This window comes from Luteibacter aegosomatis, from assembly GCF_023078455.1.
In the GTDB taxonomy this organism is placed as follows: domain Bacteria; phylum Pseudomonadota; class Gammaproteobacteria; order Xanthomonadales; family Rhodanobacteraceae; genus Luteibacter; species Luteibacter aegosomatis.
In genome coordinates this window covers 21,614-45,377 of record NZ_CP095740.1, presented here as the reverse complement: position 1 = coordinate 45,377, position 23,764 = coordinate 21,614, and the positions used below count along the sequence as shown (strand labels likewise).

Below are 23,764 nucleotides of genomic sequence, written 5' to 3'. Positions count from 1 at the left end.
CTGCATGTCACGGCTGAGACATACGCCAGTTACCGCCAGACCGTGCCGCAGGAGCCAGGTCCATGCGTTGCGCCAGAGGGATTGCATCGTGCACTCCTCGCCTACTGCAGGACGGCCGCATTGGCGTCCAGTGCCGGGCACAGCATCCCGAGTGCGTCGGTGCGAACCAGGGCGCTACGCAAATAGCCGGGGCCACATGCGTATGCGTCGGGTAAACACTGGCCTTTTGGCAACTCGACGCAGTGATCGGCTTCGATAGCCTCCCTCAAGGCGTGGCGCGCATCGGCACCGACCACGCGCAGGGCGCCGCCAACCATCACGAACGCGGTATCCGCAGGCCGGGCTTCGATGACGCTGTGAACCGCATCGCTTGCATCACCACGAAGGCGAAATCCGGCTAGATCGGCATATGCGCCTTGCGTGATTCGCCCGATATGCGCCTGCATGCCAATGGCCGCCGCGGGCGACGTCGTCATCATGTCGAGCAGATCAATTTCGTCGATCGCGTCGCTGCCCGACACCAACGCACGCGCGAAGCGAGCCTCGTCGAGCAGTGTCGGCGAACCACTGGGCAGCCAGTCGGTACCGAGGCTGACCGGCACACCGTGACGCCTCAACAGGGCGATGGGTGCAGACGTGCCATACAACACCATATTGCTGCGTGGCGACCACAGGACCGAGACGTGCGCGCGCGCCATATGCTCGGCGCGGGCCGCATCCACGTTCATCGCATGCACAAAAACCAATGGCTCGGTCTGGAGATAAGCCTCGCGGCTTGCCAGGAGGCAATCCATCTCGGCCGCGGCATCGTCGTCCGTACCCTCACCCGCATGAACCAGTGTCGGCCGGTCACCCTTCAGGATACGGCGTGAGTCACAGCCTGCTGGCGTCTGCGCGGTAGAACGCCCGAAGGGAAAGGTGACGTTAGTTACCGCGGGGAACCATCCCGCATCCGGGTTTCTTGTAAGTCCCTTGGCTTGGCCCCGGCCGGCGATGGTGGTGGTTCCTCCAAGCAAGTAGCGCAGCTCGACCAAACCGATCGGCTCGCGTCTACCGGTGCGAATGACTTCTTGCCCACCCCAGATGGATGGGTCCCGCTGCCAATCGTGGTGCGACTGCATCGCGTGCAAGGGCGGTGGTAACGGTCGCCCTGTGCTGTAATTGAGGTGCTCGTGAAGGTTGATGAGCCCCGCCGTCACGACGGTGCCCGGGCAGTCGAGCATAGGGCCTGACGGCAGCTCGCCGTCACAAGCGACCTTCCCGATCGTCCCATCCGCCTTGATCTCTACCGCCCCGCCCACGAGGATGTGGCGGTCAACAACGACATTGGCACGAAGGGTCCAGGTACCGCTCCCCGGTTGGCCGGTAGCGATGCATTGTCCCATGGGTTTCGCGTAATCGGGCACGCACTGGACACTCTCCATGCCCCGCGCCGCCATGGAATTAATAAGGAATGCGAACGCAAGAATGCTTACTGAACGTATGTTTTTCATCGGGTCCTTCCTGAATTCTGTTAGGTATGGGTAGCAGGAACCGGCGCAGCTTCGCTTCGTCGCGAGCCGGTTTCGATTGCCGCGATGTCCGCAGGACGCCCGACGAACGCACACATCGTCACGGCCGCGACGACCAGAAAGTTCACCAGCGTCAGCAACGAAAACCCCATCGCCTGCGCCTGGCTCACACCCAGCGCCGAAAGTGCGCCAGCCACGGCGACCTCGCGTGTCCCGATGCCGCCGACGGAGAGCGGCAGCGAAGCGATGACCGTGGCCATCGTCACGATGGCAAAGGTCACTAACGGGTTGATCTGCGCACCCACGGCTTTGCAGAACAACCACGTCTGGAAGAGCACCATTCCCTGGGAGAAGACGGACACCGCAAACGCCCGCAAGAGCACCCGGCGACTGAAGACTTTCTGCGTCGCCTCGCCATCGTCGGAAATATGGAACCGGCGCATGGTCGCCGCGGTGACGGCCTCGACGCGCGACTGCAACCACTGCGGGAAGATGAGAAGGTACACTGCCCCCGCGATCAGCAAGCCGAGGGCGATGCGGATACCTGCGACAAGGTGCGATGCCTGCCCCGCTCCCATGGCAGCACCGAAGGCGGCGGAAATCACCAATGTCGGCACCACGTCGAACACCCGGTCAAAGACGACGGTGGAAGCGGCTGACGACAAGCCCCGCGCATGATCGCGCGCCATCCAGATGCGTACCAATTCGCCAAGCCTGCCGGGGCTTACCAGGCCCAGGAAGAATGCAGCTGCATAGATGCGCAGCAGCCGATGGACTGGGAGCGCATCGCCAACATCCGCCAGGATGAGGTTCCATCGCCAAGCCCGCACCGCCATCGTGAGGACCCCGAAGCAGACACCTGCAACGGCGTAGGGCAACTTCAGGTCCACATACCCTTCGTTGAGACGGCTCAAGGCATGCGTCTTCGTGGCCAACCAGACGAGCATGCCCACGCCAATGGCCAGCCGCACCGATCGCGATTTCGCGATCGACCGCCAGAAGGTCGAAGACGAACGCGCCGGGGCGACGGCGGACGGCGGACACTCTTCGCCACGACCGTTCATACCCGGCCTGCCAGGCGATCCGCCCGCATGGCCAGCGGTACGAGACCACACAGGAGGCCAACATACAGGCCCGCGACAACGTCGCCCAGGTAATGCGTATTGGTCAGGACGAAGAACAGCAGCGACACCGCCGAAAACGCCACCAACGGCCAACGGAACCGGGGATAGAGCGCCATGATCGGTACCACCATCGCGATCAGCGAGACGGTCGATCCCGACGGAAAGGCGCTGTACTGCTTATCCGCGCCCTGGAAGAAGTTGAAGAGATGAATGCCGTCGTTGAGGTAGCCATGGCTCGCGACGCAATCGAAACTCGCGGATTTTGGCGCACCCACGTTCATGACCTCCCGAGGCCAGGTCCGACCGAATGCCAGTTTCAGGACATACTTGACCTCAAGCGATACGAGTAGCGCCGCACTCACTAGGAACCAATCATCCTCGCCACGCGTTGCGGCGGATCGCTTCCGGCGCACTATGTAGATAAGCATGTAGATCATCGCTACGGGTGTCGCCACGATCGGTGTATCGAGGAACCATCGCATCCAGAGTCGAGAATCGAGCCCGTGGGCGTGGATCCACGAGGCCAGCGGCAAGTCGATCCAGCGGATGGAAACGAGCGTGAGCACGAGCGTCACCGCGCCGCCGATAAAAAGAAGGCGGTTAATCATGGCCCAGGAAGAAAAGGGGGAAGCAGTAGACATGGCGGATGGATCTCGGTGATGGACGGGCGTCATTCGGATGCGGCGGTGTCGACGTCCACGGGGGGCGACCGTTTCGTGGCACCCCGCGCCGTGCGGGCGATATCCGACGCAAAGCGTTCGTTGAACTGGCAACGATGGTCCAGATAGCTGGACACGATGCCGACCTTGGCGAGCAGGCGGATCATCTGGAAGGGAATATCCACCTGCCCCGGTCGGAATGCGGTGTTCGCGGATGCACGGAATGCGTGATGGTTGTTGTGCCATTCGCCGGCCAGGTAGCCGTAGAAGCGATGGTTGAGCGCAAGCGACCGGCGATCGAAATCCCAGCCGTCGACCTGCGACGGTTTATCGTGCTTGGCATGGCCGCGGAAGTTGAAATCGCGCACGATTGCGTGCCAGCAAAACTGTACGGCGAGCCAGGACATCACGAGCGGGAGGCCGCCTATCGCGTAGAAGACGCCCAGCCACAGGGTCGTGGCGAAAGCCCAGCGGGCGAGGTAGTGTCCGATCGACTCCACGCAGGCCCAACGCTGGAAGCTCTCGTAGCTGGAAAAGGGCATGCCGACGTGTAGGAGCCTTGCCTTCAGCCGCTCGTATTGCTCGCGGGTCATGTCGGTATCGATCTCGAAGTAGGAGGCGGCGTAATTGCCGAGCCAACCTAATTGCGGCCCATTCGGATCCTCGTCCGAATCGGCCTTGGTATGGTGGATGTGATGCACCAGTGCATACACTTCCTCACGGTAACCCAGCGGATTCAACCAAAGGATGATGCGAGGGATGACCGGATGGGCGAACTGGAACGCCCTGTGGCTGACGTACCGGTGGTACCAGATGGTGTTCGATACGTTGGCCAGGAAGAAGAAGAATGCGAAATAGGCCGCCATCGTATAGAGGCTGGCGAATCGCGCGAAGAACATGATCGTGGGAATCACCATCAGGAAATGCGTGAACTCGAAAAGGGCATGCAGGGTCCGTCGTTTGTCGGCCACGAAATTCAATGACCGGCCGTACTGCCTCAAGGCGTCGGCCAAGCCGACCGGCCGCCGGTTGCCCTGGCTATCGCGCAGCGAGTAAGCGCGCGGAAGCAATTTGTAGCTATGTTCGCTCACGGCAAAACTTCCTGTGTTGGGCTCGTCGGTTAGTGGTGATGCGGTATCTCAACGGTCGCATCGGTCGCAATGCGGGCCTCGCGACGACTCGAAAGCCGCTGTCGCCAGAGCGCCTTCAGATAGCCGAATACCGATCCGCGGACCTCTTCGTGCTTGAGGCACCCCGCGATAAGCACGGCGTCGCCCGCATCGACGCGAACGTTTTCGGTCCAGAAACGGGACAGGGCCGGCTTGATCCCCTGACCCAGCGACAGCGGGCGACCATAGATGTGGCCGTGGTACGCGCCGCGGATCACGGAGATGACGTCTTCGTACGCTTTGCCTGGCGAAAGCCGCGCTGCCATGCAGCGCGCCACACGCACGCTACGTGCTTCGTCCCGGGGCTTCCGGCCATTGATGCGTGGGTAGACGCTCAAAGGCAGGATCGAGTATGCCAACCGGTAGACGCTCGGATTCTGCGTACGAAAGACTACCGACATCGGCTGGCGAAGGAACGGATAGTGCGCGCACAGCATTTCATGGACCAGCATCGAGCCAATGGTGTGCGGCCCGACGGCCAGGAGCGGGATCGACCGGATGTTCATGTTGTCGATGTAGACGATCCGCTCGCCGACATCGCGAAACACGCGGACAGCCATGAAACCGACGAGCTCGCGATCCAGGAAGACCGACCAGAGGTCGTTCATCCCGGCAAAGTAATCGGCGCGACTCAGCCAGTGGAACGACGTATCCGCCTGGTAAAGGGCATCGGTCTCGCGCGCGAAGCCTCGTAGCACCTCGATCTGGTCGGCCGCGGAGAGCCGATGCTGTGGTCGGCTGAGGCGGATTAGCGTGTACCGGCCCCGCCGCTTGAGACGACCGCCCGCGCGCATGAAAATGTCGTAAAGCGACGCTACTTTTCCATCGTTGGACATGAGGCTCCCCTACCCCGCGCCGAAAACACGGAGGTTTGCGTGGTGGTGGCTGATAAGTTGGATCGGAGATCAGGCCTAGGTCATGGCTCCAGGACTGATACGATCGATCGCGTGGCGAAGGTCGCTACTGAGCATCCGCGATGCGTGGCGCGCCCAGGCGACCAGGCCATCGCCGAATGCAAGATTTCCCGATTCATCGACCGACGTGAGACCTCGGCTGCGCAGGCCTTGCACGAACCCTCGGAAAAGCGCCTTATCGAAGAACTCGGGTGCCGCCATCCCGTGCAACAGCACCAGCCTTTGGGCGGCGAGGTGGCACAACGACTCAAGGCGGGCGCTCGATAGTACGCCGCTTCCGTGCCTGGTCAGGATCGAGGCGGCGATGTAATACCGCTCGAAGGTCTGGTGCATGGCATGGCCAAGGCCGCGCAATACGAACATGACCTCGTCGGAATCACCGCTGATAGCGAGTCGGTCGCCATCCCTGGTGATCAGGTCGCAGGCAGAAAGTACGTCGACGGCTTTTGTAAGCTGCTCGTCAAAAGCTGGTTCTTCCCACGAGAGGAACAACTCGTCCCTGATGAATGGGTAGATATCCCTCCCCAGTCGCTGAAGTGCTACCACCGATGTCGTTGGCTGGGCCATCAGGTGGGCGGCCACTAGGGCGGCCGGGACGAACAGGTGAAGCATGTTGTTGCGGTAGTAGGAAAGCAGGACCGCCTGATCGGCCGACGCACCGATCACATCACCGAAAGGATGCGGTGTGCGCTTGATCATGCCGAGGACCTCGCACCGCGCGATGAGATGGGCGGGAGTGAGTGACGTGAGGGTGACGCCCTCGCCGTAGGGAGCTTCCTTCAGGACACGCGTCAGCACACTGAGCTGGGTCAGCAGATCCCGCTCCCCGATCGCATGTGCCGGGGCCGACAGCAGCGCCGTCGCCATCAGGTTGACAGCGTTCGCATCGGCGGCGCCATTCACGTTCACGTTGATCCGGCGGGCTAGTTCGTCAACGGCCGGCGTCAACCAGGTGGGCCGCTCGTCGCGCTGGGGGTCCGTCTCCCACCCCGGCGCTATCCCATCCAACAATGCTCCAAGATGGATCGGTTCACCGAAGTTGACGGTCACATGGCCGAAATTCGTCCGGAACAATCGAGGGATGCTCGACAACAACTGCCAGATCGTTTCGCCCTGCTTAGGCTTGCCCGATAGTTCAGCGGTGTAACTGGCACCCTCGATGATGCGCTCATAGCCGATGTAGACAGGCTGGAACAGCACCGGCTTCGCCCGTTGGCGCAGGAAGGCGCGAACGGTCATCGACAGGGTGCCGCCCTTAGGTGGCTGGAGCCGCCCGGTGCGGGACCGGCCGCCTTCGATGAAGTACTCGATGGAGTGGCCGCGGGCGATGAGCTGACCCATGTACTCAGCAAACACAGCCGAGTACAGGGGGCTGCCTTTCACGTTCCGGCGCAGGTAAAACGCCCCGCAGCGTCGCAGGATGGATCCGACAACGGGTAGGTTCAGGTTCACGCCCGCCGCGATATGCGGTGGAACGATGGCATGTTGATACAACAGATACGACAGAAGCAGGTAGTCCATGTGGCTGCGATGGCAGGGCACGTAGATCACCTCATGACCTCGCGCCGCCTCGCGGAACCGATCCAGGTTGTTCACGGTGACGCCGCGATATACGCGGTTCCACACCGGAGCCAGCAGGAAGCTCAGCGAGCGGACCACGGAGTGGGAATAATCCGCGGCGATTTCCCGGGCGAACCCAAAGGCCTGCTTCGTCGCGTCCTCTTGCGTTCCACCGTTACGCCGTGCCTGCTCGCGGATGGCGTGGCGGATCGCGGGCGACGTCACCACCTGGTCGATCAGCATGCCTCGGGTCGACAGATCGGGGCCGATTGCGCCGGTACGCACGTTCCTGAAGCGCACGCGCAACAGCCTTCCGATCTTACGAACGGCCTTCGCCTGGGAGCCAGCGTCGTCGCACAAGCGACGTACCGATATGCCCGTCGTAACGTGGACGTGGGTGTCACGACCGTTCAGCAGTACGGCCATCAATCGCCGAACCGGGCCAGCCATCGCCCAGCTTTCGGAGAACAGGACGGCAAACCAACCGCGCGTTCGGCTGGGTGCACGGCCGACGAAAACGGAGACGGGCACGAGCTCGACATCGAGTGCCGGATCAGCGTGATGCGCCTTGACGAGCTCTTCCAGCCGGATCATGAAGGTGCGCTCGGCGCTGCGGCGTGCCGCAAGGCTACCGCCTCCCCTCATGACCATGGGCGCCCCATAGGCTCGGTGCGAATCACCGATCATAGCCTGATCGGCTATCCAGCGATCCGACCGGCCGCCCCGCTCGAACACATGGAGTCGCTTCGTGTGAGGCGCCGGAGGCTCAACGGAACGATGCAGGTGGACGCTGACCAAGGGGGCAAGAAACACCTTCCCCAGCCGGGCAATCGTGTCCAAACGGCGCGCCAGCCATCCGTCCATGGTCGTATGCTCGCCGGCGGTCGCGCGGTGCTCCGTCACGCCGACGCTCCGAACTTGGCGACGGGCGCCGACATCTTGAGGACGGCGCGCGTTATCCAACGCCGCGGAAGCCATTTGGCCGCGACTGCATTGAAACGGTTTCCCGTGCCATGGACTACGACGCGACCACCAACCATCATCGCATGAACGGCGGCCCGCCCGACCTCATCCGCATCGGCGAGCCTCTTTCCCTGGACGAGCCGGGAATGCTCCATTGCCGCTCTCGCCTGGAAGCCTGAGCACGTCGGCCCTGGACAGAAAGTGGTGACGGACACCCCGCTACCTTCCCACTCCGCCGCAAGAGCCTCGCTGAAGGAAAGCAGGTACGCCTTCGTGGCGTAATACACCGCCATGTAAGGACCAGGCTGGAAAGCCGCCACCGAAGCAATGTTCAGGATTCGACCCTTGCGACGCGCCAACTGCGGCAAGAAGAGCTTGCAGAGCACGGTCGGCGCACGGGTATTCAACGAGAGCATGGCGAGTTCGTCGGCCAGGCCCGTCTCTTCGAACGTGCCGAAAACACCCACGCCCGCGTTGTTCACGAGAAAATCGATCTCGAGCCCCCTTGCAACCGTTTGTACAAAGAGCTCCTGAGCTCCGGATGGGTCGGCGAGGTCAATGGCGATGGGGTAAACGTCCACGTCAAAGTCCCTCAGGCCCTGTGCAAGTGCCCTGAGCGGGAGCGCTTGCCGCCCGGTGACGATCAGGTGGATGCCTTCCGCGGCGAGGGATTCGGCAATGGCTTTGCCGATGCCACTGGTGGCACCGGTCACGAGGGCCACGCGGCGTCGATTCGAACTCATGTCAATGATTCCGTTCCATGGGCTTCCAACGATAGAAGCGCGTGTTTGCCATCTCCAGCATCTCCGCATCGTCGGGGGTGTCCCCATATGCGAAGATGTGATCAAACTGCGATAGGTCGTACTGCTCGCGCACGCGTCTACGCTTTTCTTCCCCGATGCACTGCGCCTCACGATAACGTCCGGTCAACAAGCCGTCGCGCTCCTCCAGGCGTGAGCACACCAGCTCAATGCCCTGCTTGCTGCACCAATGCCGCAGGTAGATGTCCAGGCCGCCCGAGACCACCACCACGGTATCGCCACGCTCCTGGTGCCAGCGAATCCTGGCGATCGCCACCGGGCGCAGCGCTGCCGGAACGACGGCGTCGCAAAAGGCTTGCGCCGTCTTGCTGAGATCGGACGAGCGCACACCGCGAAATCCGAAGCGGACCACCCTGGCCCGGATTCGGTTACCCGAAACCCAGCCGAGCTTGTAGCCGACGATCAGCGGCAAGAACACGATGGTCCCCGCCATGCGCCGGCGCCGGGACACTGCGTAGCGCATGAAATCACCGAAAAGCTCGCGCGTCGTGATGGTCCCGTCGAAGTCGAACAACGCAAGATTCATTCGCCAGCTCCGTGGATAGCGCCTTGTCCCACCCCGCCCGCCATGGCCCGCGACGCGGGGGCACGCAGCGCCATGGCAAACCACGCTGCGAACACGAGGTCGCCGCTGACCATGAAGTAGGTCCGCGCTTCGATCTGTGAACCAAGCCACAGAGCGGTCATTCCTGCGAAAGCAGCCAACTTGCCCAACGTGCCGAACACCACGAACGCGCGCGCCAGCCACGGCTGCATCGCCAGCCAGGCATAGGCGCCGCCGAACAGCAGCATGAACAGGGCCGCGAGATACCGATAAATGGCAGGCACGCCCGCAGGAAGCGCCGCTATTCGCCCAGCGAATGACGACGGCCAACCAAACATGACGGCACCCGACAAGGTAAACACGGCAGAGGCTATCAGGCCCAGCCTCATCGAAGGCGTTTGCCGGATAAGCAGCGACCCGGGAAACCTGTTTGTCGACATCACTTCGCTCATACGTGAACATCCTTGCCCAGTAGCATGTCGCGCACCCGGAGCTCGCGGCCGTCGGAAAAGCCGACAGGGAAATCGGCCGTCTCGGGATTCGCAAATGTACCGAACATCATGTCCCACATGGGCAGGCCGTAGTTCTGTGCGTGATGGTCCAGGCGGTGGTGTACGCGGTGCATTTCCGGACGCTGGAGCAACAACCCAAACCACCGGGGCGAACGGATGTTGCAGTGCGCGTAGTAATTGTTTACCCCGTAGACAAAGACGGACCAGGCGATGCCCACGTCAGTCAACCCGAAAATACCCACCGCCGCCACGCTATTGAATACGGTGAATACGATGTGATCGAGGGGGTGCGTATAGTCCGTGGCAAGGAGGTCGATCCGGGTCGGGCTGTGGTGGAGCTGATGGAATGTGCGCCACAGGAAATCGTTCGCATGGGCCGCCCGATGCCAGAAATATTGGAACAGGCTTGCCAGTATCGCCGCGGCGATCCCGCCAATGAGGGGGGGCAAGGTGCCCACCCAGGGAACGAGGGCGTATGGCGCCATCCAGGGATTGAGCCAGATGCCGATGGCCACGAGGATCGCCAGCTGGACCATGTTCATGGTCGTCGCGCGTACGAACCAGCGCCACTCAAACGGTTGCGGGCGCGCGGGGAATGCCCGCTCCAGAAAAAGGAACAGAAGGAAGACAAGGAACAGCGACATGTAGATGATGTAAGTCATGACTGGCTAAGCCTCAGGCCGACACCACGGGAAGCTTGCGCGTGAACCCGAGCTTCAAAGCGCCAAGAAAAGTCGTCTCCGTCGTGCCCGGCACGAGATAGCCGATATCACGAAGATGCTTGTGTAGTGCTGGGAGGCGATGCGTCTGCACACCTGGGTACAGGTGGTGGCACAAATGGTAGGTGTAGCCAAGCAGCAGGAAGGTCAGTACGGGCGACGTACAGTTGCGGGCGTTCGAGCCGTCCACACCGGCCAGGTCGCCATGTTCGATGAACGGGTGCAGCGACCAATACAGCTGGGCGACAAGTGCAGGGACCAGGACGACGAACACGAACAGACCAGGGTTGTGCCACGCGAGCATGGCGTACCCCACGGTCGCAGTGGCTACCAGAAGACCATCGAGGGCCGCGTAAAAGCGCATGCGGCGGACACCCAGCGGGAAAGATTTATCCGGCGTCTCCCGGCCACGGAGCAGATTCCAGACGTTGCGGACGCAGTACACGTTGGTATCCAGCGATACCCGGAGCTTTTGCATTGGCGTGCGCAGCCCCTGATAAAGCAGGAGGTCCGGATCCTTCGGCGTATTCGTGTACTTGTGGTGCCGCCAGTGGTAGATGTTCACGCCCACCGAAAGGAACAGCGGTGCCCCGAGCGAGGCGACTATGCCCATCACCATACTGATGTCAGCCTGGCGATTGAGGTTTCCATGAAACCCCTCATGCCCTAGTGATCCCATATAGAACATGCCAAACCCGGAGGCGACGACGGGAATCACCACCAGTGCACCACGGGCCGGCCAGGGCAGGTTCGCATGCCAGAGGGCATAGGCCAGAAAGGCCGAGCCGAGCCACAGCACGGTACCGTGAACGATATAGAGCAACCCGGCAAGGTTGTTCGTGCGGCGAAAGGCCACCGGCAAGGCCGGCTTCTGCGAGACATTCATGCGTACTGTTCCATAGTGGCTTCACTGGTGCCGTGCTTGTGGCTATCGCCGCTGAGACAGGCGAACCGCGCAACGGCGCCTGCGATTTCTTCGGCTCTCGTGAGAATGCTGTCATGCCCATGGTCGGACTCGATGACCAGGAATTCGCCGAACGGGAGCGCGGCTGCCGTGGCAGCGACTTCGGTACATGGGAACAGCAGGTCATCGGCAAGGCCGATCATCAGTGTCCGTGTCGTGACCGGCGCAAGGGCAGGCCCAACCGCACCACGGCCGCGCGCAACGTCATGGCTATCCATGGCCTTGGTCATGGTCCAATACGCATGTGGGTCGTATCGACGGACAAAGGACGCCCCGAGATGCCGTTGGTAGCCCGATGCCTTCAACCCATCGAACGGCCTGCTATCCCCTTCGCCCTGCGCACGTGCATAGGCCGCTGCGCTTCGGTAGGTCATCACCGCCATCGCGCGTGCTGCGGCGAGGCCAGCGACGCCACCGCCAGGACTGTCCGCCACGAACGTCGCATCGGCCTGGAGAGCCATTCGCTGCGTTTCGTTCCATGCGGTCGCCCAAGGCGATTGCTGGGCAGTGGCCCCGATCACGCCGGCGTAGTCGAACAGGCCGGGGGCGCTCGCCATCCATTCCAGAAGCTGTTGCCCACCAAACGAGCCGCCAAGGCCCAGTCGAATCCTTGCCACGCCGAGATGCTTGCGCACGGCATCGTGCACTGCCACAACGTCACGAACCGTAACCATGGGGAAACCTCGCCCGTACCGCTTGCCGGTCGCCGGGTCCAGGCTTGTGGGTCCGGTGGTGCCATAGCACGAACCCAGTGCATTGACGCAGACCACGAAGCATTCCGCCGGATCGATGGCGCGGCCAGGGCCCACCGCTGAAGCCCACCAATCCAGCGGATTGGCGTTGCAGGTCAGCGGGTGCAGGATCCAGACCACGTTGTCCTGCGTCCGGTCGAGCTCACCATACGTGGTAAAGGTGACATCCACCTGCGGGAGTACGACGCCGCTCTCGAGCATCATGGCGCCCTCGAGGCGCAGGGTCCGCACCTTGGGAGCCATGGAATCCGCCCGTGTCATGCCACGGCCTCCCGTTGTGCCAGACCGTACGCCGCCCCCTTGCCTTCAAGGTACACGCGCGCGGTCAGCGGCTGCACGCCGTACTGTCCGGCCACCTGACCTGTTTCAACATGCGTGTCGTTTCCACCAAGGATGTGCAGGATCGCCATCTGGTTCGCCAACGCCGCCGACCAGGGGCGGATCACCCACGCGAGGCCCGCAAGCAACCACGCCGGTATGGAGATCAACCCGATGTCACGCTGCAACAGCTGTGCATACAGGTTGCTGACTTCCCGCCAGGACAATACTTCCGGGCCGCCGATTTCCAGTGTCAGCCCCGCGTGCGGCGGCTGGTCCACGGCACCCACCAAGTAGCCGACGACGTCCTGAAGCGCGACAAACGCGTGGCGCCGTGTCGACGGCCCGGGCGCCACCGCGACGCCCCGACGTTCGATGGAGTCGCCCATCCAGTGACGCAGGCGCCGCGTCAGGCCGCGGGATCGGTCCAGCGTGGCCGCGGTCTCGCCCGCCAAGGGGATACGACTGCCGATGAGCGCAAAGTAGTCATCCATAAACGGGGCACAACGCAAAATGGTGTGGGGAATGCCCGACGCCGCCAACATCTCTTCAATTCGCTCCTTCATGGCGTAGGTGGCGGAAATGCGGGTAAAGCGGCGTTCGAACGGGACGCAAAGCGACACGAAAACGATGTGTCCGACGCCCGCGTCGAGGCATGCCGCGATCAGGTTCGCGTAGCCCCGCTCCTCGTCCTGCCTGAAATCGTAGTTTCCCTTCGGGAATACCACCGTCGCCGTGGCGATGACGGTATCCACCCCTGCACACGCGGCCTTCAGGCTTGCCATATCGCGCAGATCGCCCGCATGGCAATGCGCACCGCTAAACGGCAGGTTGGCTGACGAGCGCGGACGCACCAGCGCACGCACGACATGCTTGCCGTCGCCCACAAGGCGCTGGATCGCTCTCGAGCCAAGTTGCCCCGTGGCACCCACCACCAGTACGTCAGCCATCCTAGGCCTCCACCCCTTCGGCCAGTGGCGGCTTGACGAGCGCTGCCACGGGCGTGACGGCTTCACAAAAGGAAGAAGCCACCTCGCGCGGCGCCCGGGCATTCGCCTCACCGCGCGCCCGGCCTACCCGGAACAGAACAACCGGACGCTCGTCGGGCGCGAGGCCAAAGCGCTCGGCCATGCGAGTGCGCAGGCTGGCCGTGCAGATGGCGAAATCAATCGGCTGGCACGCCAGGCCCTGCCCGGTGAGCTCCAGCCACACCCTCATAACCGCCCTCCCGACGTTGATCCTTCCTTCAGGCGACCCATCCGATGTGGCGACAAGGACAAACTGGGGCGACGACGCAATCGCTGCCGTCGATTGCCGGGCCATGGCAGAGCCAAGCCCCAGTGAGAGCGCGAGCCGAAGCAGCGATGGCGACTCCCTTAACAACGACAGTGCCCAAGCGCTCGATCGGGTGATACCGATGCCGGCCGCGACGAAACCCGTCGGGTTCCCGTGCCTTTCCGCATCGGTGAAGCGAATATGGCGTAGCAGCTCCTCAACGTAATCCACGCGCGCAAACAGGGTGCGGGCACCCTCCAGCGCCATCAGGCGAATCAACGCAGGCGGCTGCTCCGCCAGGATGGCCCGTGCACCCGTTTCACGGGCAGCCGCGTCCAGCCTGCCAGCCAGGTCGGCGTCCAGCGAGGCCTGAACCAGCCGACCGCGGTACGTCGACCGTCGCCCAAGCAAGCCCTGGCGGTACGCGAAACCCTCTACCCTGAGCCGATGCACGGTGAGCGTCCCGGCGACGTAGCCATCATCGCGGTACCCGAACGCCCCCGTCTGCTCGAACGAGATCTCCGCAATCGACGCAGCGGCTTCCACGGCGCACCCGATCGCATAGGTGATGGCGAAATCATCCGGATCCACGGCCGGGAGGGCGCGCGACCGGTCCCACCCTATCGCGACCTGCCGGGGACCAAGCACCGTGAATCGCCAAGGCTGTACGTTGTGCGGCGACGGGGCCGAGACCATAGCCTCGATCACCGTGCTCAGGTCGGCGTCGGCGCCTGAAAAAGGCGCGCTTGCCGATGGCTCGCTGACCCCTTCAGCACGCTTTCCTTGCCGGGCCGCACGACGTGCAGCCACGAGTGCACCCGCCAACCGAACCGGAATCTTCAACCGCTCGACGATCCGCTGCACAGGACCGCGCATGGCCATGTGCGTATCGAAGGCCACGATGTGAGGTACGCGCTTGACTTGCACGAGCTCGACCACGCACCGCGTCGCCAGTGCACCCATGGCAAGCACGCAGTAAGAAACCTGCGGCCAGGGCTGGCCTGTCAACATGCGGTCCCGGATAATGGGTAGGAAATCCGCCGGAAAGTGCGCATAGCCTAGCCACCTGAGGCATTCCGACAACCGACCCTCACGGTGCGCCTCCGCCGACGCCCGCCCATAGAAGGGCGCCTTGCGATAGCGCAGGTAGTCGAAAACATAGAGCACCGACTTTCCACCGAAGTCGAAGCCGGCGATAACGGGAATGCGGCGCTGGCTTCCCAGTTCGTGTACCCGGTATTTGATCCAAGGCGACGATGCTGCGTCAATTGCGTCGAATACGACAGTCGCTCCGTCGAAAGCCTCGTCGAGATTCGCTTCAGTCAAGCCATCGGCGTAGATGCGCAGGTCGACATACGGATTGATGGAACGCACGCGTTCAGCGAGTACATCGACTTTCGCGCGCCCGACATCCGCCAGCGTGCATGCCTGGCGATTGATGTTGCTCAGATCGAAGACCTCCGGGTCGGCCAGGACGATCGAGCCAACCCCCAGGCGAACCAGTGATTCAACCAGGCTGCCCCCCACGCTGCCGCATCCCGCGACAAGCACCCGTGCGCCGCGAAGCGCTGCCTGTGCCTGCACCGGGATCACGTCGACGTTGCGGACCACGAAGTCATCGAGGTCGATACGCCTGCCGGCATCGATCATGCCCATGCCAGTACCTTGTTGGATGCGCGCGACAGGCCGATGAAGCCATTGATGTTTAGCCTGACATCGTCAGCACCCTGGTTTGCCTGGAAGACCGCGTGCACCTTGGACGCCGCAAACAGGAGCGTATCACCCGCTACCGGGTGCACGTCGATGTAGTCGATCCCCTCCAGTTCATCAAGGCAGATGGGGTAGCCGCTTTTCAGAATGCCGCGCGTCTCGAGCCAGTCACCCGCGGGAACGAAATCGTAGAGGCGCACGAAACTCGAGCCTGGCGCAGGATGGCGCGGGTAGAAGTTGACGGCAACGGGATGTTCCACGTCACTGTATTCCATGCCTGAATGCCGGACCTGGGGCCAGTCGGTATGCGCACGCAGCGCCAATCGGTCCTTTCCGCTATCGGTCCACACCGTCGCACGGTGGGTAGGTGCGGGAACACCGTCGATATAGGCGTGGCGGAAGCGAAAACCGGCCTCTTCCACCGAATCGAACAGGTGCCTGTACAGGTTCGTGGCGCCGTGAAAAAGGAGCTCGGCGAAGCCATTGTTGCGCGCGTAGTCGTCCACCACGTCGTGCGCGGACTTCAGGAAGGCATTGGTGCCCACCATCTTCCCGGATACCCCGTCGCTACGCTCGTACACGCCGGCGCTGGACGCGAAATTCTGAAACACGCGATCACATGCCGATTCCGATAGCGAGTTTCGAACGAGAACAGCCGCCACTTCGCCGCGAAGAAGGCCACCCATTTCGGACTTCAGGTCGTCCAGTGTCGTTTCGATGAGTCGATGGCGCATCTGCGTCATGGGGATCCGGCTTCCTGGCGGGATGGGGTTGATTGCAGCGGTTCGATAAATTCAACAATGGCGCGCGCCAATCTTTCAGGCGCCTCCAACATCGGAAGGTGACCAATGCCTTCCCATCGTTGCAGGCCGCAGTGTTCGGACCTCTCGACCCAAACGAGGGCGGCACTTTCGTCAACGACCTTGTCGTTCCTCCCCCAGATCAGCAAAGTGGGCACGGTGAGGCTGCCCACCAGGGATCCGAGGTCACGACTCGCGGCGAGGCCGCGATGCATCTGCGAAATCCATTTCCGCTTTGCCACGAAGAGCGCCGCGATATGCGCTCGCACGATCCTTGGTATCCACGGCGGGCGCGACATGATCGCGGCATGGAACGCGTCAAACTCAGCCCGGTCGCCGATGACGAAGGGATTTCCTCCTTGCGCTTCCGTCAGGTCGAACGCGCTCGCGTGTGGCGACGGGACGCCCACCGGCGCCAGGAGTACCAATGATGCGACGCGAGACGGGAAGCCGGCGTTCATGCACGTCGCGATCGCGCCGCCGAACGAACTGGCAACGATGTGGACCTGCCGCACACCCAGCCCGTCGAGCATGGCGACGATACGCCTGGCGTGATCATGCGCCCCGTGGTTATCGGGCAACGGATCAGAATCGCCATGGCCCGGTAAATCCGGCGCGATAATCCTGAAACGCGAACGCAAGCGCCGCGCTACCCGAGTCCATACATGCCGATTCCCCGTAAATCCGTGGAGCAGCAATACGGTGGCATGACTCTCGCGACCCGCGATGTTCACCGCCAGGCGGAGGTCGCCTGCACGTATGCTGCGCCGGCGCATGCCGCTGAGCCAGGCCTCGACGGAAACCAGTGCATCATAGGCATAGCGCCCCGCCACCGCTGGCCATTTCCCTGGCATGGCCATCTTCGTACCCGCCCCGTCGCTCACAGGATCGCCATCAGGCCCATCATGGCCAGGGGCGCGAAAATGATAAGGACCATGTTATCAAGGCCACGTGGCGACAGCGCCTCTAGCGCAGTGCACGCAATCGCATAGGAAGCGCAGAGCAAGAGAAGCCGCGGTTCGATGGGCTGCTGCGCTCCCAGAAAGACCATCGCCGTCGCGAAGGCAAAGATCAGTACGGTCAGGCAGCCGGCTATCGACTTGGTGTTGGAACCCCGCCAAACCTTGTCGGTAACCTGGAAGCGATTACCTTTGCCGAGCAGGAAACCGGCGGGTTCGGCCAAGCCATCGCCCAGCGCCACGGTGAAGAACGCGATCTTCACGAGCGTCATCGAGTAAAGAAGTACGGATACCGCAAGCGCCACGTTGAACGAAATCATCGGCAGCAGGAAGAAGAGGCGACTGCGCGGTTCATCGGTAACACGCAGGCTATGGAAGGCGACGGCATGCAGAAGCGGCTGCGTACTGTTGGCTGCGACCACGTAGATCGCCACCTGGACCGCGCTCGCCACGAGCACGGAGGGAAGCAGCTGCGCATCGGGGAGGACGGCAAGGATCGGCGCCGTTACGATCATGATGCCGATATGGTTGATCTTTCGCGTGTAATCGCCGGCTCGCGGATATCGAGCTTTCAGGTACGAGCACACCTGGCCGATAAGAAGCGGGCCGACTACAAGGTAAAGGGCCACCCGCAGCCACTGAATCTGATCAATTAGCGTCCGGCTCATTTCCATTGAAAACCCTTCACTACCCGTCCCCTTAAGGCGAAAAGCATTGGACATGTCTCCCCCGTCGCGACTGCCTTCGGCAATCACGGGATGGAAAAGACAACCGTCATCGCGCCGCGCGAACGCCGCGGCGATTACCACTCCCCACACGCGATCAAAGCGCTATCCGCGCAAGGCGGAGGGCTTCGCTTTGTGGCGATACAGCCAAGCTAATTTACGTACTGCGTACTACGGACTACTTCCAGGCCCAGAACATCTCGGACGAGATGCACACATCCATTCGCGGAACGTGACGTCGCCGCGAAGACATTTCATGTGTCGCATATACAAATAGGCAAACAACGCAGCTCGATCCGTAGGATCGCTTGCTTCTCCTTGCGCCTTTATCCCCTGCTCCGTCCCGATGGTGCCAAGCTTCACGCATTCCCGTGAACTGCTCCCCCGCAATTCTGTCGATCCCTTCGACTCGTGTGTAATAAGTTACACGCAGTGGATTTCAAACGTCAACAACTTGTGACGAGTTCACGACGTTGTGCATTGCAGCGTAAGTAGTGAATCGTATGATCCCGTGACAGGCTGGCGGAAATTGGAACAATGTTCCTTGCGGCGATTGGATACGAGGCGTCATGGATTTCGACGTATCCACCGTATCCCACGCCCGGTGCAGCCCCGCCTTGCGACACGCCACCTGCAGCCGCTTGCAATTGATGCCCGCGAAGATCCCTGGCCGAAAAGTTGGCATCGTTCGCTGCCGCCCGCCTGATGATGGCTTCTAGGTCACAGTCGTTATGCAGCGCGAGCGCGCCGCACGACCCAGGAGGACCATAACCTCCCAGGCTTGGTGGTCAGTTTTTCAAGATGATCTTTCCGACGCTTTCATTGGTCTCCATGCGCCGGTGCGCACCCGCGGCGTCGCTGAGGGGAAAGACGCTATCAATCACCGGTACCAGATCTCCACTGGCGAAGCGCTCGAGCCAGGCATCCCGGAACCGGGCGACCATCCCGTGCTTGACGGGCTGCTCGCGAGACTTCATGACCGTGCCGAGTATCTGCAAGTGTCGATACAGCACCCGCTCCAGATCGATCGTCGCCTCCTTGCCGCCGGCAAGCAGGCCGACCTGCACGAGGCGGCCACCGTAAGCCAGCGACCGGACGTTTCGCGCGAAGTACGTTGCGCCGATGAAATCCACGATGACGTTTACCCCGGCACCGTCGGTCGCCTTCTCGACCACTTGCGCGAAGTCTTCGTTCTCGTAGTCGATGACGATGTCGGCCTCCAGGTCACGCACATGCCCGGCTTTTCGGCCTCGGGTCGTGGCGAAGATTCGCGCGCCGGTAGCCCGTGCGAGTTGCACGGCGGCCGAGCCGACGCCGCCGGCGGCGGCGTGAATCAGGACCGAGTCCGATGCCTGCAGCCGCCCGAGGTGGATCAGCGCCTCATGGGCCGTCACGAACACCTCGGGGATCGCCGCGGCATGGACATAGTCCAGGGATTCGGGGACCGGCATGGCCATGCGGTAGTCGATGCGTGCGAGTTCCGCATAGGCACCGCCGCCGGTGATACCCATCACCCGATCGCCGACCTTGAAGCCTTTGACGTCTTCGCCCGTCGCGACGACCTCGCCCGCCATCTCCAGACCGATAAGGCGGGAGTCACCGAAGTCGGGACGGCCATAGTGGCCGGTTCGTAGCAGTAGATCCGCGCGATTGACGCCTGCGGCATGGACCTTCACGAGAAGGTCCGTGCCCCGTGGCACCGGATCGGGCGCGTCGACCAGCGTGAGCACGTCGGCATCACCGAACGCGTTGAAGTCGATCGCTTTCATCACGGTCCTCCTCGATCGCACCGAGCGTAGCATTCGCGATCGCCGAAGCCGTGATGGCCGCGTTCCGTCGTGTCCCGATCCGGAAGAAAACACGATCAACGTGCCGTTTGTCACAAAACCGGCGATTCCGCAAGTTCATGCGCGCGATTCGCGCGGGACTGAAACATGACGCGCCTAGACTCGCCGGACGACACCACTGGGGAAAAACCACATGAATCGTCTGGGCGGTTGGCTGTTCGTCGCGTGCTTCGTCGTGTCCGGCTCGTGCTACGCGGGCACCGCATGCCCTGATCTGTTTACCGGTGGTACCGAACCAGCCATCGATATGTCGCTGACCGCACGTACCACCGAGGTATGCCATACCGAGTACGCGCTGCTGGCGTCGGGCGTCACCAAGGGTCCGCTGTATTCGGCCGAACATCTCACCGCCAAGCAGATCGCCGGCGCGGACTCCATCGGCCGTACCGGCACGTGGCACGCGGAAACCGGGATCCCGACGGCCGATCGCTCACAGTCGTCCGACTACACCAACAGCGGCTACGACCGCGGCCACATGTCCCCGGCCGGCGATGCCTCGACGCTGTCGAACGAGAAGGAAACCTTCTCGATGGCCAACGTGGTGCCGCAGTTCCATTCGCTGAACGCGGGCCAGTGGGAGCGCATCGAAACCTACGTCCGCTCGGTCGCGACCGACCAGGGCGAAGTCTACGTGGTGACCGGTCCGGCGTTCGAGCCGGGTTCGACCGCCACCATCGGTGCCGACAAGGTGAAGGTGCCCGACTATACGTGGAAGGCCATCTACGAGCCCGGCGTCGGCACGGGCGCCTACCTCTGCACCAACCTCCAGCAGTACGCCTGCACGGTGGTGTCGGTGAGCGATATCACCACCATGTCGGGCGTGGATCCGTTCCCCAGCCTGTCGGCCTCGATGAAGTCGCATTCGATCAGCCTGCCGCTTCCGTAACCGGCGCGCTGCCAGCCGCGATGCCGTCCACACAGCGGCATCGCGTTGTCGAGCCACGCGCACATCCCGGGGTTGATCACGCGGGGTCGGACAAGTGCACGTATCTAAAACAGCTCACCTTGCGGCGAATGAATCCGCGGCGCCACGAACTTCGACGTATCCAGCACCGTATCCCACGCCCGGTGCAACCCCGCCTTGCGACACGCCACCTGCACCCGCTTGCGAATGATGTCCGCGAAGATCCCCTGCCCGCGCATGCGCGTGGCGAAGTTCGAGTCGTAATCCTTGCCGCCGTTCATCTGCTGGATCAGGCTGATGACGTGTGCCGCACGATCGGGAAAATGCTGCTCCAGCCACTCGCGGAACAGCTGCTTCAACTCGTGCGGCAAACGCACGCAGGTATAACCGATGGAATTGGCGCCGTTGGCGGCCGCCTGCTCGATGATGGCTTCCACGTCGCGCTCGTTGAGCGCGGGGATGAGCGGCGCCACCATCACGCCCACGGGTACGCCGGCGTCGTGCATCGCCTTCACCGCCTGCATGCGGCGATGCGGTGCGGAGGCGCGCGGTTCGAGCTTCGACGCCAGCTTGTTGTCCAGCGAATTGATCGAGATGAACACCTGCACGAGATTGCGTTTCGCCATCGGCGCGAGGATGTCGAGGTCGCGCTCGATCAGCGCGTTCTTGGTGACGATGGTGCACGGATGGTTGCACTCGTCGAGCAGCGCCAGCGCGGCGCGGGTGAGGCGCCAGCGTTTTTCGATGGGCTGGTAGGGATCCGTGTTGCTGCCGATGTTGATCGGCTTGCAGACGTAGTTCTTCTTCGCCAGTTCGGCGCGCAGGGTTTCAGCCAGGTTGGTCTTGGCGAACAGCTTGGTCTCGAAGTCGAGGCCGGGCGAGAGGTTGAGGTACGAGTGCGATGGGCGCGCGTAGCAGTAGATGCACCCATGCTCGCAGCCTCGATACGGATTGAGCGCCTGGTCGAAACCCACGTCGGGCGAGTCGTTGCGGCTGATGACGCTGCGCGCCAGCTCCTCGCGCACCTCGGTGGCGGGGCGGCACTCGTCGGTTTCGCGGTACCAGCCGTCGTCTTCCGCCTGGTGGCGCGTGGATTCGAAGCGCCCCTCCGGATTGGAGGCGGCGCCCCGGCCTTTGTGAACGCGAAGGGTGGGGAGAGGCTCGGACATGCGTACAAATGTACGTCATCCTCGTCTCACGCGCTGCGAGCCGCTATTCGTTGCGGAACGCGTCGGCTTGGCCTGACACCTCGTATTCGACCGACCGGATTCCCTCCAGGGTCCGTAGACCGTCGGCCAGCTCGGCCAGGCGTTCGGCCTGCACCGGGCGGCTGAAGAGGATGGTGACGGCATCGCCCCCGTCGGCCTCGCGTCGGAGCACCATCCGGACCACCGGCAGGTGGTAGCCCGCCACGGTCCGCTCGCATTCGGCCAGCGGCGCGGTGCCGTCCAGGCGGGCGATCAACCGGGGACGGCGGGCCTTCTTGCCGACGATGCGTCGCTCGAGCGGCTTGAGCATCGCGAGGATGACCCAGATCACCGCCGTGGCGATCACCGCGCCCACGTAAAGCCCGCCGCCCGCGGCCAGTCCCACCGATGCCACGGCCCAGAGGCTGGCGGCCGTGGTCAGGCCGCGCACGATCTGGTCGCGCTCCACGAAGAGAATGGTGCCGGCACCGAGGAAGCCGATGCCGCTGATGACCTGGGCCGCGATACGGGAGGGATCGAGCACGACGTGCGGCTGGTCGATCACGTCGGCGAAACCGAATGCCGAGACCACGATGGCGAGCGCCGCGCCGACGCCCACCAGCATGTGGGTACGCAGGCCGGCGGTCCATTCCAGGCGGCCGCGATTCGCACCGATGATGCCGCTGAGCACGGCGGCGGTTACCAGGCGAAGCAGGATGTCGACGGGCTGGATCATGCCCCGATCGTACGGACCGGGGGTATGCAACGCGTGAGCGGTACGGTCCACGCAAGGGTGAATTGCACGATGCAGGGTGCCGGCGGAAGGCCGGTCTTCCTAGAGTACGGTCACTCCAAGCCCACAGGTGCCGTCCCATGAAACGTTTCGCCGCCGCCGCGCTCGCCGTCGCGGGTGCTTCGCAAGCCGCTCCCATCGCCTACCGCACGGTGTCGGTCGATGGCGTGCAGATCGCCTATCGGGAAACGGGCGATCCGGCTCGGCCGACGGTGCTGCTGCTTCATGGCGTGCCGAGTTCGTCGCGCATGTACGACGCCCTGATGCGCCGCCTGGGTGGTCGCTACCACCTCGTGGCGCCCGACTATCCGGGCTTCGGCAACAGCGAGGCGCCCGATCCGGCCACGTTTGCCTATACGTTCGACCATCTGGCGACGGTCATGCGGCACTTCACCGAGGCCTTGGGCATGGAACGTTACGTGCTCTTCATGCAGGACTACGGCGCACCCGTGGGCATGCGCATGGCCTTGGCGCGTCCGGATGCGGTGCGGGCACTCGTCTTCCAGAACGGCAACGTCTACGAGGACGGATTGGGCGCCATCTGGGAAAAGCGGAAGGTCTTCTGGAACGATCGCGAGGGGCACGAGGCCGAGGTCATCGCCGCCCACCAGTCCGTCGCCACCACCCGGGCCCGGCACCTGGGAAGCGACCCCGACGTGGAAGCCTACGATCCCAACCTGTGGATGGATGAAGTGGCGTATCTCAACCGCCCCGGACAGGCGAAAATCCAGGCCGACCTGATCTTCGACTACCAGCACAACCTGGCCGCCTATCCGGCGTGGCAGGCGTGGTTGCGTCACCGCCGGCTACCCACGCTGGTGGTGTGGGGAAAGCACGACCTCGCCTTCACCGTGCCCGGCGCGATGGCGTTTCGCCGTGACAACCCCGATGCGGAAGTGCATATTCTCGACGGCGGGCATTTCGTCATGGATACCAGGCTCGACGAGGTCGTGACGTTGACGGACGGTTTCCTCGCGAAGCATCCCGACGACGACGACGGGCTTTGAACGTCTGCCACAAGAAAAGGCCCCCGA

At 63.0% G+C, this 23,764-nt stretch carries 22 protein-coding genes; 2 read left to right on the top strand and 20 right to left on the bottom strand.

What is annotated here, in order from left to right:
* Nucleotides 1–101: 101 nt before the first annotated feature.
* The 18 genes from L2Y94_RS00190 to L2Y94_RS00105 all read right to left on the bottom strand — a co-directional run bounded on the left by L2Y94_RS00190 (nucleotide 102) and on the right by L2Y94_RS00105 (nucleotide 19,768).
* Nucleotides 102–1,493: an amidohydrolase family protein gene (locus L2Y94_RS00190; protein ID WP_247372104.1), complete on the bottom strand. Its 1,392-nt coding sequence runs from the start codon at nucleotides 1,491–1,493 to the stop codon at nucleotides 102–104.
* A gap of 20 nt (nucleotides 1,494–1,513) precedes the next feature.
* Nucleotides 1,514–2,575, bottom strand: coding sequence for a lysylphosphatidylglycerol synthase transmembrane domain-containing protein (locus tag L2Y94_RS00185; RefSeq protein ID WP_247372102.1), 1,062 nt, complete (start codon nucleotides 2,573–2,575; stop codon nucleotides 1,514–1,516).
* On the bottom strand, nucleotides 2,572–3,276 hold the full coding sequence (locus L2Y94_RS00180; RefSeq protein ID WP_247372100.1) for a phosphatase PAP2 family protein: 705 nt from the start codon (nucleotides 3,274–3,276) through the stop codon (nucleotides 2,572–2,574). Before L2Y94_RS00180 ends, L2Y94_RS00185 begins: the two co-directional genes overlap by 4 nt.
* A 29-nt stretch (nucleotides 3,277–3,305) precedes the next feature.
* Complete coding sequence (locus L2Y94_RS00175) at nucleotides 3,306–4,385, bottom strand: fatty acid desaturase family protein (RefSeq protein ID WP_247372099.1); 1,080 nt, start codon at nucleotides 4,383–4,385, stop codon at nucleotides 3,306–3,308.
* 29 nt (nucleotides 4,386–4,414) lie between these two features.
* Nucleotides 4,415–5,299, bottom strand: a complete 885-nt coding sequence (locus L2Y94_RS00170; RefSeq protein ID WP_247372097.1) for a hypothetical protein — start codon at nucleotides 5,297–5,299, stop codon at nucleotides 4,415–4,417.
* 75 nt (nucleotides 5,300–5,374) lie between these two features.
* Entirely contained in the window at nucleotides 5,375–7,840 is a 2,466-nt protein-coding gene (gene plsB / locus L2Y94_RS00165; protein WP_247372096.1) for a glycerol-3-phosphate 1-O-acyltransferase PlsB, read from the bottom strand.
* A complete protein-coding gene (locus L2Y94_RS00160; protein WP_247372094.1) occupies nucleotides 7,837–8,643 on the bottom strand; it encodes an SDR family NAD(P)-dependent oxidoreductase in 807 nt (268 codons plus the stop codon). The genes plsB and L2Y94_RS00160 overlap by 4 nt, the downstream gene beginning before the upstream one ends.
* 1 nt (nucleotide 8,644) lies before the next feature.
* The gene (locus tag L2Y94_RS00155) at nucleotides 8,645–9,247 is read right to left on the bottom strand and encodes an HAD family hydrolase (RefSeq protein WP_247372092.1); all 603 of its coding nucleotides are present in this window, start codon (nucleotides 9,245–9,247) and stop codon (nucleotides 8,645–8,647) included.
* On the bottom strand, nucleotides 9,244–9,717 hold the full coding sequence (locus L2Y94_RS00150) for a hypothetical protein (RefSeq protein ID WP_247372091.1): 474 nt from the start codon (nucleotides 9,715–9,717) through the stop codon (nucleotides 9,244–9,246). Before L2Y94_RS00150 ends, L2Y94_RS00155 begins: the two co-directional genes overlap by 4 nt.
* Nucleotides 9,714–10,439: a sterol desaturase family protein gene (locus L2Y94_RS00145; RefSeq protein ID WP_247372089.1), complete on the bottom strand. Its 726-nt coding sequence runs from the start codon at nucleotides 10,437–10,439 to the stop codon at nucleotides 9,714–9,716. Before L2Y94_RS00145 ends, L2Y94_RS00150 begins: the two co-directional genes overlap by 4 nt.
* Before the next feature lie 13 nt (nucleotides 10,440–10,452).
* Entirely contained in the window at nucleotides 10,453–11,382 is a 930-nt protein-coding gene (locus L2Y94_RS00140) for a fatty acid desaturase family protein (protein ID WP_247372087.1), read from the bottom strand.
* Entirely contained in the window at nucleotides 11,379–12,455 is a 1,077-nt protein-coding gene (locus tag L2Y94_RS00135) for a homoserine O-acetyltransferase family protein (protein WP_247372086.1), read from the bottom strand. The genes L2Y94_RS00140 and L2Y94_RS00135 overlap by 4 nt, the downstream gene beginning before the upstream one ends.
* 14 nt (nucleotides 12,456–12,469) lie before the next feature.
* The gene (locus tag L2Y94_RS00130; protein WP_247372084.1) at nucleotides 12,470–13,480 is read right to left on the bottom strand and encodes an SDR family oxidoreductase; all 1,011 of its coding nucleotides are present in this window, start codon (nucleotides 13,478–13,480) and stop codon (nucleotides 12,470–12,472) included.
* A 1-nt stretch (nucleotide 13,481) separates the two neighbouring features.
* On the bottom strand, nucleotides 13,482–15,461 hold the full coding sequence (locus L2Y94_RS00125) for a ThiF family adenylyltransferase (RefSeq protein WP_247372082.1): 1,980 nt from the start codon (nucleotides 15,459–15,461) through the stop codon (nucleotides 13,482–13,484).
* Entirely contained in the window at nucleotides 15,452–16,258 is an 807-nt protein-coding gene (locus L2Y94_RS00120) for a hypothetical protein (protein WP_247372080.1), read from the bottom strand. The genes L2Y94_RS00125 and L2Y94_RS00120 overlap by 10 nt, the downstream gene beginning before the upstream one ends.
* Nucleotides 16,255–17,169 carry an alpha/beta fold hydrolase gene (locus L2Y94_RS00115; RefSeq protein WP_247372078.1) on the bottom strand — a complete coding sequence of 305 codons (915 nt, stop codon included), beginning with the start codon at nucleotides 17,167–17,169 and terminating at the stop codon, nucleotides 16,255–16,257. Before L2Y94_RS00115 ends, L2Y94_RS00120 begins: the two co-directional genes overlap by 4 nt.
* 26 nt (nucleotides 17,170–17,195) lie before the next feature.
* The gene (locus tag L2Y94_RS00110) at nucleotides 17,196–18,083 is read right to left on the bottom strand and encodes a diacylglycerol/polyprenol kinase family protein (protein ID WP_247372076.1); all 888 of its coding nucleotides are present in this window, start codon (nucleotides 18,081–18,083) and stop codon (nucleotides 17,196–17,198) included.
* A 704-nt stretch (nucleotides 18,084–18,787) separates the two neighbouring features.
* Nucleotides 18,788–19,768, bottom strand: a complete 981-nt coding sequence (locus L2Y94_RS00105; protein WP_247372075.1) for an NAD(P)H-quinone oxidoreductase — start codon at nucleotides 19,766–19,768, stop codon at nucleotides 18,788–18,790.
* 211 nt (nucleotides 19,769–19,979) lie between these two features.
* On the opposite strand from L2Y94_RS00105, the gene L2Y94_RS00100 reads away from it, so the two are divergent.
* Entirely contained in the window at nucleotides 19,980–20,732 is a 753-nt protein-coding gene (locus tag L2Y94_RS00100; protein WP_247372073.1) for a DNA/RNA non-specific endonuclease, read from the top strand.
* Between the two features lie 104 nt (nucleotides 20,733–20,836).
* Here L2Y94_RS00100 and L2Y94_RS00095 read toward each other — a convergent pair whose 3' ends face one another.
* Both L2Y94_RS00095 and L2Y94_RS00090 read right to left on the bottom strand, forming a co-directional pair.
* Nucleotides 20,837–21,919 (bottom strand): PA0069 family radical SAM protein, encoded by a 1,083-nt coding sequence (locus L2Y94_RS00095; protein WP_247372071.1) that lies wholly within the window; start codon nucleotides 21,917–21,919, stop codon nucleotides 20,837–20,839.
* A gap of 43 nt (nucleotides 21,920–21,962) precedes the next feature.
* A complete protein-coding gene (locus L2Y94_RS00090; RefSeq protein WP_247372069.1) occupies nucleotides 21,963–22,673 on the bottom strand; it encodes an MgtC/SapB family protein in 711 nt (236 codons plus the stop codon).
* A 137-nt stretch (nucleotides 22,674–22,810) separates the two neighbouring features.
* On the opposite strand from L2Y94_RS00090, the gene L2Y94_RS00085 reads away from it, so the two are divergent.
* Nucleotides 22,811–23,737 carry an alpha/beta fold hydrolase gene (locus L2Y94_RS00085; protein ID WP_247372067.1) on the top strand — a complete coding sequence of 309 codons (927 nt, stop codon included), beginning with the start codon at nucleotides 22,811–22,813 and terminating at the stop codon, nucleotides 23,735–23,737.
* Nucleotides 23,738–23,764: the final 27 nt, after the last annotated feature.